Here is an 11,182-nt window from a genome sequence, read left to right as displayed (position 1 = left end):
GATTTGGTGATTAAATTCGTTACCAATGCGCAACGATTGAAGGCCAATGATTCGTCAGATCAGCTTGCATTAATCGATGAGCGACAGCCCGACTGACCAGGCAAGGCGAAAGCCCATGCTGTGGCAGAATTTCCTGAAGTTCAGAAACAACAAATTGCCGTTCAGTCAGAGTCTGGCAGAGCTGCTCAAATTCCTGATGTGGAGGTGCATCCCCAAGCTTGGGATGTAAAAACCGAAGATTGTGGTGTCTTTCACCGGAATAGATCTCTTTCTCTGTAATAACCCGGTAGTGAAATCCCTTGTCTAAGAACAACTTTGTGAATCGGCGAACTGTTCTCTGAAATTCAGGATCGAGTGTCTTATAGAAAGGTTTGACCTCATCCACGAAAGCAACGCCATCCTGAACAACAAAGAAATCAGGTGTATACCTCGCGTCTTTTTCACCGAGCTGATAATGAGTAGTCTCGTGCTGCGCCTCAAAAAAGCTGACCCGTTCATCGAATTCGAGCAGATGAAAATAATCCCGCTCCAGTGCACTCTCAAAGGCCAGCGCACAATTCGTTTTGACAGCCCGGCTCATGTAAGAATTTCTGTAGGGTGACTGTTTTGCTAATTTTCGGTTTTCCATCTGGCTATTCCTTGATCAGTGGGGGTAATTCAATACCGCAAAAAAATCCCCGTCAACTCGGTAACACGTTGTTTTTCTTATTTAATTTCCATTAAATTAAATCTTACGTTGGGGCGCTTATTCGTAAATAACTAATTAGTTGAGGAAAACCGAACAAGGATCTGTTAAAAAAACAGATATTTTTCTCAAATCTGCTTTAAGACTATTTTGTAACATTTTGTAATTTGGGGTTTTTAGCTCTCTAAATGAGACTTGAAGTTCGACAAAGGGGAGGTTCGAAATGCTCACTGATATCGAAATTGGAAGGGTGGCGATAGACCCCAGGGTTAAAGCCATGGCACTTCGGATTACCAGAAAGAAACTGGGGCATATCCTGGGATCTGAGGTCCGGCAAGTTGCGGAAGATGCGCTTGGAGATTCAATTCGAGCACTGTTTCAAGCGCGTGAAAACAAAACTTCCGGTCTTCAACTCGAAGAAGCTGTACCTGATGAGGAGATACTCAAACACCCAGTATCGAAATACCTCTATACCGCTGTTGAGTCATACTGCAACACACGTTTGACGCGGTGGTCTCATGAAAACGAGAAGGGAAAACTGGGCAGCAGGGCTCGTCATGTGTTTGGTTCTGACCGACCCGACAGCTCAGATTTCTGGGATCAGCACATGGAACTGGAAATGAATCTAGCGCAGCTCGATGCTGAGCGGGTTGATGCACTACTCTCCAGCAGAGGTTTGAATTATGAGGATATTACCCTTATAAAACAGTCACTTTCCGGCTGGAGTTACGTCGACCTCGCGAATGAATATGGCGGAACACCCGACAAATACCGGGTAAAAATGAAACGGGCTCTGGAAAAGGCCGACATCAACAGCAAGCTTCTATGAGAATGAAAAAAGCAAAATCCATTTGAGCGAAATGGCCGCATGTCGGAGTGCTGCTCGGCCTATTCACAATAGACGAAATCTATGTAATTCAGTACATTACTCCATTAGTTTTTTTCAGTAGGCGGGACGCGACTTAATCCAGTGTTCTGTTGGAAGGCTCAAGGACAGCAAGATATCGTCAATGAAGCAAAAAACAGTCTCAGCTTTATCCGCATTCCATCACGGTGAAACTTCGATTTTCCAAACGCCACGGAATAATTGCACGTCAATTTGATAGTTCTTCATTCCGAGATTCCTGATCCTGCGCAACTGCAAGGTAAGGCTGTACATCAATGAAAAAAATTCTAGTGACTGGTCACCGTGGTCTTATCGGGCGACATCTCGTTCCATTACTTATAAATTTGGGTTACGAGGTTATTGGGCTGGATATATCGGACAACAGTGGCGACATCACTCGGTCAGAGGATATTTGTCCCGCTATCTCAGACGTTATTGGGGTGGTTCACCTTGCCGCAGTGTCCAGAGTTGTATGGGGCGAGCAGAATCCGTCTCTTTGCTGGGAAACAAATGCCGTAGCTAGTCTTGCGATTCTTGAGCAGGCCTCGAAGCTCACAAGGAAGCCCTGGGTGCTATTTGCCAGTAGTCGAGAGGTCTACGGGGAGCCCGAATTGCTTCCAGTGTCTGAGGAAGCTCCTGTTTGCCCTGTCAATATCTATGGACGAGCCAAAGCTAAAATGGAGCAATACGCTTTTGAAGCTCGGGATACAGGCTTGAACACAGCCATCGTGCGCCTAGCTAATGTGTACGGTTGCATTGAGGATCACGAAGACCGCGTTTTACCTGCTTTTTGTCGAAATGCTGCCGAGGGCCGACCACTAAGGGTGGACGGCTTTAACCACCTTTTCGATTTCACTCATGTCGACGACACAGTTAGGGGAATTGCCCGGATTGTAGCGGTGCTCGAAGCTAATGAGCGCTATTTGCCTCCGATCCATTTGCTACCAGGAATGGGGACGACTTTGTTGGAAGCAGCCAAAATAGCGGTTGATGCTGCCAGTTCAGATTCGACCATTTATGCCGGACCATCGCGTACTTATGATGTGGCTCGTTTCATAGGCAACCCTGAGCGCGCTAAAAGATTGCTGGGTTGGGAGGCCACAATCACCCCGACTGAAGGAATCTGCGCCTTGGTAAGAGCATTCAAAACCAACACTTCATTGATTGAGACTGTATGAAGATTCTCAAAGTAATCCATGGCTATCCGATGCTCTACAACGCGGGCTCTGAAGTTTACTCACAGACGATTTGCCATGCGCTTGCTGATCGAGGTCACGAGGTTCATGTCTTTACCAGAGAGGAAGATTCCTTCAAGCCTGACGGGGCGATCCGGCAGGACTTAGACCAGGATAGACCGGCTATTAAGATCCATCTGGTGAACAATCCACGCCACCGTGATCGATACAGACTGTCGGTAATTGACCAACGTTTCACTGAACTGCTTGATGAGCTTCAGCCGGATGTCGTCCACATCGGGCATTTGAACCACTTATCAACGTCGCTGGTGTTTGAAGCGAAGCGCCGCGACGTTCCGGTCGTCTATACCCTGCATGATTATTGGTTGATGTGTCCTCGCGGCCAGTTTATGCAAATGCATTCGGAAGACGACAATCTTTGGGCTGCTTGTGATGGTCAGGAGAACAGAAAATGTGCGACGCAATGTTACGCACGATATTTTTCGGGGGCAGAGGATGAGTTCGAGCGGGACATTGCCTATTGGGAGAATTGGGTTGGGCGACGCATGGCGCATGTCCGTGATGTCGTCGATCAGGTGGATCTCTTCATTTCTCCGTCCCGATACCTAAAAACGAGATATGAAGAAGATTTTGGGCTGCCAAAATCAAAGAGCATATATCTCGACTACGGTTTCGATCGAGGCAGAATGGTTGATCGCCAGCGGACGGCAGATGAGCCTTTCACATTTGGCTACATCGGCACGCATATACCGGCGAAAGGCATCCATCAGTTGATTCAAGCGTTCGGCGGGGTGGAAGGAGACTGCCAGCTGCGAATTTGGGGACGAGACAGAGGCCAGGATAGTAGGGCATTGAGGGCAATTGCCGACACGCTCCCTGCTGAAAAGCAGGCCCGGATTCATTGGATGCCGGAATACAAGAATCAGCAAATTACGAAAGATGTCTTCGATAGAACCGACGCAATCGTTACACCGTCTATCTGGGTTGAGAACTCGCCGCTGGTGATCCATGAGGCTCAGCAAGCCAGGGTTCCGGTGATCACGGCTGACGCCGGTGGCATGGGCGAATATGTCCACCACGAGGTTAATGGACTTCTCTATAAGCATCGAGAGGTTGCAGATCTATCCCACCAGATGCAGCGTCTCGTAAAGAACCCTGCGTGGGCCCGGAGCCTTGGGGAGCGGGGCTATTTATTCAGCGATGATGGAGATATTCCCTGCATACAAAAGCACGTCATTGACTTGGAACAGCAATACAAGCGAGTTATGAATTGAGTTTAGAACCAGCATTTTGGCGAGCGACGCTCGATACCAATCCGGATTTTTGCAACCTTAAATGCGTCATGTGCGAAGACCATTCTCCGTACGGTGACGACCGGACAACGCGTAGTGCCCAAGGCAGGTTGCGTCCCATTATGGATAAGGGACTGTTGGAAAAAGTGGTCAGGGAAGTAGCCGGACTTGGTTTCTGCGAGATTATTCCCTCGACGATGGGAGAGCCGCTGCTATACCCACATTTCGAGTTGTTCCTGGAGCTGTGCAATGAGCTGGGCCTGAAACTCAATCTGACGACAAACGGAACCTTTCCAGGGCCCCAAAAACATCAGAGTGTTGAGCATTGGGCGAGGCGCATCGTGCCCGTCGGCAGTGATGTGAAAATCAGCTGGAACGGAGCGACCTCAGAAACCCACCGAGACATCATGCTTGGCGCAGACCTGGAAGAACACATTGAAAAAGCCGAGCGATTCATTGCCGTCAGGGATGAACTGGCCAATAGCAACTACTGCTCCGTGACAATGCAGCTCACCTTCATGCGCCAGAATCTGCATGAAATTCCAGATATGGTTCGTTTGGCAGCCTCCATGGGCTTTGACCGTGTCAAAGGTCATCAGCTCTGGGCTCACTTTCCTGAATTGGAAGCCCAAAGCCTGCGGAATGATATCGTTTACGCCACTCAATGGAACCGGGTCGTAGACGAGTGCCAGGCATTTGTCGCAGAGCAGGAAACATTAGGTGGCCACGCACCCCGATTGGACAACTTTTTCAAACTCGATCTGGCGAATCTTGATGACATAGCGCCGGATGGAGAGTGCCCATTTTTGAACAAGGAGATCTGGGTCGATCCGACTGGGCGTTTTAATGTCTGCTGCGCCCCGGACCAACAGCGCAAGTCTCTTGGTGATTTTGGGAACCTGGTGGATACGTCAGTTGAAGAAGTGATCAACGGCGATCATTACGTGCACCTTGTCAGGAACTACCGTAGCCTGGATTTGTGCAAGAGCTGCAACATGAGACGCCCATCGTGAGCGCCTCAGCGGACTATCCCAAAGTTAGCCCCTGTGGGACACACCATGTTGATTCGCAGGGAAGGGCGATTTACCGACACCGTTATGAACAAGTGCTGCCTTTTCATTCGCCAGGGTTGGCCCCGGTGCACGCAAACAAGGCTTCGTGGCACGTTCACACGGACGGAACGGACGCATACGCAGCGCGGTATGACCGTGCTTTCGGCTTTTATTGTGGAGCGGCAGCGGTCAATTCGGAGGGTGCATGGTTTCACATCGACCAAGATGGAAACCCACTGTACGAAAGCCGATATGCGTTTGTCGGTAATTTCCAGTGCGATGTCTGCGTGGTTTGTGATCATGAAGGTTCTTATTACCATATAGATCTCGCGGGAGAGCCTCTTTATCCATCGAAATGGTCTTATGCTGGAGACTTTCGCGAGGGCTCCGCCGTCGTCCAACATCGAAACGGTCTGAGTTCCCACATCGCCTTCACAGGTCAGCTTATCCATGGGCAGTGGTTCATTGATCTTGATGTGTTTCACAAAGGCTATGCCAGGGCACGCAACGAGGAAGGGTGGTATCACATAACCAAGGCGGGGTGCTCGCTATACGAAGCGAGGTACGCGAATGTCGAGCCGTTTTATAACGGTTGCGCTCGAGTCGAGACTTGGGACGGTGCGCTGCTCATTATTGACGAGCAAGGAACAACACTGCGTACCCTGCGCTCTCCAACAGCTGATCACTTTGCTGAGCTGTCTGCCGATATGGTGGGCTATTGGCGAACGATGAGCTTAAAAGCGGCTACAGAGTTAAGGTTATTTGATCTTCTGCCAGCCGATCACCAGCAACTTGCTGACTCAACTTCTATGCATCCCGATAGATTACTGCGGTTTCTCAGGGCCCTGGGGGAGCTAGGTGTTATTCGGTTGGTGCGGGATAAATACGTGCTGACCGAAAAGGGCGAGTATTTACGATCCGACCATCCGAAAACCCTTGTCTCAGCTCCTGAAGAATATGGAAGTGATTTGTTACGACGTTGGGGAAAACTACCAGCGATTTTGAGAGGGGCGGTGGTTGACCAGGATATTTTTGACCACATCAGCAACGACGAAGCTCGCATTCACGGCCATCATCAGATGCTGGCGAGCTACGCAATGCACGATTATGAGTCTCTCGTTCCGGAGCTGACGTTCAGCGCCGGTGAAGTGGTTTTCGATGCGGCTGGAGGTACCGGCACCTTAAGCTCCCTGATAAAGAAATGTCACCCGGATGCTGATGTTTATTGCGGAGACAAAGCCGAAATTGTTCAGCAGCATTTGTATGAAGGCGTTCAATACCTACCGTTTGACCTATTCAATGCCTGGCCAATCTGCGCTGATAAACTAATGCTCGCCAGGGTGCTCCACGATTGGAACGATGAACAGGTAGTGTCCATTCTTCGGAACGCTCAAGCCGCACTTAACCCTGGAGGCGAGTTACTGGTTTTCGAAATGCTTTTGCCAAAGTCGGGATATGGCGGAGGGCTGTGCGATCTGCATCTCCTGGCTGTTACGGGAGGCCAAGAAAGGTCCGAGGGTCATTACTCATCACTTCTCACTAGCGCAGGATTCGAAATCACCGAGATAATCACCGGGACAAGTCTAGTGTCCGTATTGCGCTGTAGGGTCATATCATGACTAAAACCCTTCTCATCCTAAGGCACGCCGAACGGCCTGCTATTGAAGACGGAACAGTGGGTGACGAATTAGCACTGACACAGAACGGTATTGACCAAACGACTCGGTTTGCCCAATCCCTGAGCCAGAAAGTTCTGTCTATTGAGAGCAGTCCGATTCTACGCTGCATCCAAACAGCCGATATTGTTGCCAGGCACCACGGTTTTCCACTCGACTCGGTAGGCCGGTCCACTTTACTTGGCGACCCAGGTTTTTTTATCGAAGATGCCGAGTTGGCGTGGACGAATTGGCTTGAACAAGGCGTTGACGCGGTTAACCAACATCTACTGTCGGGCACCTCAACTTGGCCTGGTTTTAAAGACCTTGATCAGGCCGTCGGGCAGATGGGGCGAAGCATCAAAGAGAGGCTAACGCGGTCTGAGGACGGCATACACCTGTGGGTCACGCACGACACGATCGTTGCCACACTTGCCAGCAGATTGCAGAAGTTTCCGTTGGAGCTTTCTGACTGGCCGGATTACCTGGGTGGTTTGCGAGTCGAGTTGGGTGTGGAGGGTTCTCTCGACATCTCCTATTCGCAGCGCGGTTTTGGTTCAGAGCCAACTGACTTGGTCTTTGGGTAAATTGTAAGCGCCAATGAACCAGCAGCTACACCCCAGCACCAAGATTGCCGACACTGATTTCCTCGCCAATAGTAGAGGAAATCAGCATGGTACACACTCAACGAGAACAGATCTGGCAGCAGCGTATCACGGACTGGCAGGCGTCCGGCCTTTCCGGCATGGCCTCCTGCAAGAAACAATCGCTGACCTATTGCCAGTTTGTGTATTGGCGAATGAAACTGACGCTCGGCGTACCTGAATTAAACGAGGTTGCATCGTCCGGATTTGCCAGCGTGACGGCGGCTCCCGACTCAGGAACATCCGATGGGCTAAGGGTGTCTCTGCCCGGTGGTGTGTCGATTACCGGCTTGCGTGCGGGCAACATTGAATTGCTGGGCGCGGTGCTGAGGCAACTGTGATGCGACACCGATACTTGCGTCCGTCCTGGGATCTGCCGGAGATCTACCTGTATCTGATTTCCGCAAGCAGGCCAACGGCTTGGCCCTGATTGTTGAGCGGGAGTTGGGACACAGTCTGTTCTCCGGTGCCCTCTACGCCTTCACCAACCGGCAGCGGAACAAGGTCAAGTGCCTGATGTGGGAAGACAACGGTTTCGTGCTCTATTACAAAGCCTTGGCCGAGGAAAAGTTCAAGTGGCCAGGTCCGTCCGATGAGCTGATGTCGCTGACTGGAGAGCAGATCAACTGGCTCGCGGTGGCAAGGTACCCATGCGTCTGCTGGATGACTTCCAGGGTATCCTGCAAGCTGATGGCTACTCTGGTTACGGGAAAGTGTGCCGCGAGAACAAACTGACGCGGATTGGCTGTTGGGATCACGCTCGCCGCAAGTTCGTGGAAGCGGCTCGGGCCGCACCGGCCAAGAGCAGGAAAGGTTCGCCGTCAAAAGCCGATGTAGCTCTGAGCCACATCCGGAAGCTGTATGCCATCGAGAAGGTTACCCGAGATCTGAGCGATGTCGAGCGCTATCGGGTGCGGAGCCTGCCGTTGCTGGTCTCCTTCAAGACCTGGCTGGAGAAAAACGTCAGCAAAGTGGTGAAGGGTATGCTGACTCACAAGGCCATGGTTTATACCCTCAACCAATGGGACACCCTGATGGGCTATTGCGAACGCGATGACCTGCACATCAGTAATGTACTGGCCGAAAACGCCATCCGGCCCTTCGCAGTGGGACGCAAGGCTTGGCTGTTCGCCGATACGTCACAAGGCGCAAACGCCAGTGCCACCTGTTACTCGCTGATCGAAACGGCCAAGGCGAACAATCTGGAGCCCTCCGCTTACATCTACGATATGCTGAAACACATTGCCGAAGCGGACAGTCTTGAAAAACTGGAAATGCTGTTGCCCTGGAACGCTGAACTGCCGGGTTCAAAAGAAGTGGCTCAGAACGATTAGCGCAAGTATGTCGATTTAACGGCGCTTACGATACTCTGAAAGTATGGACTAGTTTACCTTTGTGCATGCCCCCGATTCTGTCAATTTTATGATGCGAACATCATCTATGGTAAGATTTTCTGCATTTTTACCCTTGCCTTCAGATGTGAAAATAGAGTGATGAGCAACGAACACATCGCCGCCGTTGGTAAAGCCTAAGTGATTAAAATAATCTAGGCTAGTTTCCGATTTCCTGCAGAGCATTCCATGTTCGTCGCAAAGATAGAATATAACCTCTCCTGAAGGCACTCCTTTCACCTGCCACGAGCCACTTTCATTTGTGAGGATATATTTTCGATTTGCAACATTAGCGACTTGGCTGCTAACAGCTCCTTTATGGTTGTACGTTACAACAGCCCCTTTCTCAGACAAGCAAAGGTAAGTTTCTGAAAACGCGACGGTTGGCATCATCAAAAGCATGAATGAAATCAATCTGGTCATTTTCTTAACCTTGGGGGTAGTTGGCAATTTTTGAACTATAGCAGTTGTAGACTCTGCTCAGTAACAACAAAGCTTGGCGGAGATTTAGGGAGTTGGTGACAAAACTGCCAGAGAAAACGATCCGGATTTGTTTTAGCCCTGAACGGCAATCCGAGGTTGCTTGCAGTAGGCCATGCCGGAAAGGCCGGACGCCTGCCAGTCCGTGATACGCTGATGCCAGCCTTGTGCTCGCTGAGTATGCGCCATACTGATTTCCTCTGCTGTTGGTGAGGAAGTCAGTTTGGGCAATCTCGGGGCTAGCGTGTAGGTGCTGGTTTATTGGCGCTTACGGTAAATTCGAGTGCATAAGTGCGCATTTATCATCGGTCCCGTTCACTCCAGTCGTCGATAATCCCGTCAATGTCCACAGCGCCTGGTCTCGCTTCTCCAATTTCCTCATACACGACATAGAATCCAGCACGGCTGTAATGACAGTCCGAAATCACGAGCGTCTGTCCGTTCGTTCTGGCAGCCGCTTCCAGTCGCTTGAACAGTAGTTCTCTTTTATGCGTGGCAAGCTCCTCCGGATACAAAAATACCAGGTGAGGGTAGCTCGTTGATGGTCCTGGAAGGCTCTTTTCCCACTCCGCAGCCAACGCCACAAGTTTTTTTCGGCGTCGGTAGGTGTCTAAAGAAATACACTTGTGTTTATTCTTCGTCATTCATCACCTTTCAATTTTTTGATTTTCAATAACTTAAACATTTGATTTTTATTTTGATTAAAAATAACCCCAAAAATAGATAATTAATGTTGAAATAACCTTCAAAAACAATGCTTTACAAAATTAAATTTGAAGTATAGGTTATTTTTAGAACTCTATGTTAAGAAAGCCAGAGTATTTAATGATGACCGATACAATAATTGAGAAGTGGTATTTAGTTGATTTGGAACAGGAGGGCGATGTCGTTGCTCAAGTGCTTTGGGGGATTGTCGTCGAAGACCGAAAAAGTCGATGGGTAGCCGGAGATTTTGTCTGCACCAGCCCCGTTGTTGAGTGAATGGGTGAAGGGCTTTACCGAACAAGAAACAGTGAGTACCTGTGCCAAGAAGAAGGCCAGGCAGTTACCTTGCCAGCCGAGGCGTTACTTGATCTTCGTACCGGATATAGCCCCGATGAGTTCTTGGGTCGGAAGACGCTGAGAGCGCAAGGATTTCAAGTCCAATGATTGCTGGCGTGGCTGGCAGCATCCCGGTGAACTGAGGGGACTTATGCGAATTGTATGTATATCTGACACACACAGCAAACATGAGGAAATCAATCATATCCCATACGGCGATGTACTCATCCACGCCGGTGACTCGCTAGGTTTCGGTTCCTTATCGAATTTAGAGGATTTTGACAAATGGCTAGGTACGCTGCCTCACCCGAACAAGATACTCATTGCTGGAAATCACGACACGTGTTTCGAAGATAACCCAGAAGAAGCGCGTAATCTTGTGAAAAATGCCATATACCTGGAAGACTCAGATGTAGTCATTGATGGCTTGAAATTTTGGGGTAGCCCTTGGACGCCAGAGTTTTTTGATTGGGCTTTTAACGCAAGGAGAGGATTACAACTTTTCGATAAATGGCAAAGAATTCCATTGGATACCGATGTACTGATTACTCACGGTCCTCCAGCAGGAATCCTTGACCTCGTTGTCACCCATCGGGGCGAAGCGCAGGTGGGGTGCAATGACCTTTTGAGGCGAATCTTCGAGTTGAAAAATCTTAAAGCTCACGTGTTTGGCCATATACACAGCGGTTACGGGACAGAGATTCGCAAATCCGATAGGGAAGTACGGTTTGTTAACGCAAGCATCTGCACGGAGCGCTACCAGCCTTCTAATCATCCTATCGTTTTCGATATCGACTGACAGATAATAGCTACAGTCTGAGATAAATATGCTTTAGTCATACTCGATAAGGGCAATGTGG

General features: G+C 49.7%; 14 protein-coding genes and 1 pseudogene. 11 read left to right on the top strand and 4 right to left on the bottom strand.

All coding sequences use genetic code 11. The features are described from left to right. Nucleotides 1-19: 19 nt before the first annotated feature. On the bottom strand, nucleotides 20-628 hold the full coding sequence (locus ACN0RL_RS05635; protein ID WP_417514561.1) for a TnsA endonuclease N-terminal domain-containing protein: 609 nt from the start codon (nucleotides 626-628) through the stop codon (nucleotides 20-22). 280 nt (nucleotides 629-908) lie between these two features. On the opposite strand from ACN0RL_RS05635, the gene ACN0RL_RS05630 reads away from it, so the two are divergent. The 9 genes and pseudogenes from ACN0RL_RS05630 to tnpC form a co-directional block, all read left to right on the top strand. After that, nucleotides 909-1,514, top strand: coding sequence for a hypothetical protein (locus tag ACN0RL_RS05630; RefSeq protein ID WP_417514559.1), 606 nt, complete (start codon nucleotides 909-911; stop codon nucleotides 1,512-1,514). A 332-nt stretch (nucleotides 1,515-1,846) separates the two neighbouring features. Next, entirely contained in the window at nucleotides 1,847-2,749 is a 903-nt protein-coding gene (locus ACN0RL_RS05625; protein ID WP_417514557.1) for an NAD-dependent epimerase/dehydratase family protein, read from the top strand. Then, entirely contained in the window at nucleotides 2,746-4,041 is a 1,296-nt protein-coding gene (locus tag ACN0RL_RS05620) for a glycosyltransferase (protein WP_417514555.1), read from the top strand. Before ACN0RL_RS05625 ends, ACN0RL_RS05620 begins: the two co-directional genes overlap by 4 nt. Further along, entirely contained in the window at nucleotides 4,038-5,072 is a 1,035-nt protein-coding gene (locus tag ACN0RL_RS05615) for a radical SAM/SPASM domain-containing protein (protein WP_417514553.1), read from the top strand. Before ACN0RL_RS05620 ends, ACN0RL_RS05615 begins: the two co-directional genes overlap by 4 nt. Before the next feature lie 125 nt (nucleotides 5,073-5,197). Beyond that, a complete protein-coding gene (locus ACN0RL_RS05610; protein WP_417514551.1) occupies nucleotides 5,198-6,730 on the top strand; it encodes a methyltransferase in 1,533 nt (510 codons plus the stop codon). After that, on the top strand, nucleotides 6,727-7,353 hold the full coding sequence (locus tag ACN0RL_RS05605) for a histidine phosphatase family protein (protein WP_417514549.1): 627 nt from the start codon (nucleotides 6,727-6,729) through the stop codon (nucleotides 7,351-7,353). Before ACN0RL_RS05610 ends, ACN0RL_RS05605 begins: the two co-directional genes overlap by 4 nt. 86 nt (nucleotides 7,354-7,439) lie before the next feature. Next, a complete protein-coding gene (gene tnpA / locus ACN0RL_RS05600; protein ID WP_417514547.1) occupies nucleotides 7,440-7,751 on the top strand; it encodes an IS66 family insertion sequence element accessory protein TnpA in 312 nt (103 codons plus the stop codon). Between the two features lie 79 nt (nucleotides 7,752-7,830). Continuing rightward, a complete protein-coding gene (gene tnpB, locus ACN0RL_RS05595; protein WP_417514545.1) occupies nucleotides 7,831-8,145 on the top strand; it encodes an IS66 family insertion sequence element accessory protein TnpB in 315 nt (104 codons plus the stop codon). After that, nucleotides 8,040-8,744 (top strand): annotated as a pseudogene (gene tnpC, locus ACN0RL_RS05590) (IS66 family transposase); the annotation flags it as partial. The gene tnpB and the pseudogene tnpC, both read left to right, overlap by 106 nt. A 48-nt stretch (nucleotides 8,745-8,792) precedes the next feature. On the opposite strand, the gene ACN0RL_RS05585 reads toward tnpC, so the two are convergent. The 3 genes from ACN0RL_RS05585 to ACN0RL_RS05575 form a co-directional block, all read right to left on the bottom strand. Continuing rightward, a complete protein-coding gene (locus ACN0RL_RS05585; protein ID WP_417514543.1) occupies nucleotides 8,793-9,224 on the bottom strand; it encodes a hypothetical protein in 432 nt (143 codons plus the stop codon). A gap of 132 nt (nucleotides 9,225-9,356) precedes the next feature. Further along, nucleotides 9,357-9,470, bottom strand: a complete 114-nt coding sequence (tnpA, locus tag ACN0RL_RS05580; RefSeq protein WP_417514541.1) for an IS66 family insertion sequence element accessory protein TnpA — start codon at nucleotides 9,468-9,470, stop codon at nucleotides 9,357-9,359. Nucleotides 9,471-9,583: 113 nt separating this feature from the next. Next, entirely contained in the window at nucleotides 9,584-9,925 is a 342-nt protein-coding gene (locus ACN0RL_RS05575; RefSeq protein ID WP_417514539.1) for a hypothetical protein, read from the bottom strand. 181 nt (nucleotides 9,926-10,106) lie between these two features. Here ACN0RL_RS05575 and ACN0RL_RS05570 point away from each other — a divergent pair, with 181 nt between their 5' ends. Then, the gene (locus tag ACN0RL_RS05570; RefSeq protein WP_417514537.1) at nucleotides 10,107-10,262 is read left to right on the top strand and encodes a hypothetical protein; all 156 of its coding nucleotides are present in this window, start codon (nucleotides 10,107-10,109) and stop codon (nucleotides 10,260-10,262) included. Nucleotides 10,263-10,473: 211 nt separating this feature from the next. Next, nucleotides 10,474-11,121, top strand: a complete 648-nt coding sequence (locus ACN0RL_RS05565) for a metallophosphatase domain-containing protein (RefSeq protein WP_417514535.1) — start codon at nucleotides 10,474-10,476, stop codon at nucleotides 11,119-11,121. Nucleotides 11,122-11,182: the final 61 nt, after the last annotated feature.

The sequence above is a fragment of the Marinobacter sp. genome, from assembly GCF_048259445.1.
Lineage (GTDB): Bacteria > Pseudomonadota > Gammaproteobacteria > Pseudomonadales > Oleiphilaceae > Marinobacter.
This window is presented reverse-complemented; position numbering and strand designations above follow the sequence as displayed.

Bases quoted from the DNA above. Each gene is read 5' to 3' on its own strand.
- ACN0RL_RS05635 (WP_417514561.1), bottom strand. From the start codon at position 628: ATGGAAAACCGAAAATTAGCAAAACAGTCACCCTACAGAAATTCTTAC.
- ACN0RL_RS05630 (WP_417514559.1), top strand. From the start codon at position 909: ATGCTCACTGATATCGAAATTGGAAGGGTGGCGATAGACCCCAGGGTT.
- ACN0RL_RS05625 (WP_417514557.1), top strand. From the start codon at position 1,847: ATGAAAAAAATTCTAGTGACTGGTCACCGTGGTCTTATCGGGCGACAT.
- ACN0RL_RS05620 (WP_417514555.1), top strand. From the start codon at position 2,746: ATGAAGATTCTCAAAGTAATCCATGGCTATCCGATGCTCTACAACGCG.
- ACN0RL_RS05605 (WP_417514549.1), top strand. From the start codon at position 6,727: ATGACTAAAACCCTTCTCATCCTAAGGCACGCCGAACGGCCTGCTATT.
- tnpA (WP_417514547.1), top strand. From the start codon at position 7,440: ATGGTACACACTCAACGAGAACAGATCTGGCAGCAGCGTATCACGGAC.
- ACN0RL_RS05585 (WP_417514543.1), bottom strand. From the start codon at position 9,224: ATGACCAGATTGATTTCATTCATGCTTTTGATGATGCCAACCGTCGCG.
- tnpA (WP_417514541.1), bottom strand. From the start codon at position 9,470: ATGGCGCATACTCAGCGAGCACAAGGCTGGCATCAGCGTATCACGGAC.
- ACN0RL_RS05575 (WP_417514539.1), bottom strand. From the start codon at position 9,925: ATGACGAAGAATAAACACAAGTGTATTTCTTTAGACACCTACCGACGC.
- ACN0RL_RS05570 (WP_417514537.1), top strand. From the start codon at position 10,107: ATGATGACCGATACAATAATTGAGAAGTGGTATTTAGTTGATTTGGAA.
- ACN0RL_RS05565 (WP_417514535.1), top strand. From the start codon at position 10,474: ATGCGAATTGTATGTATATCTGACACACACAGCAAACATGAGGAAATC.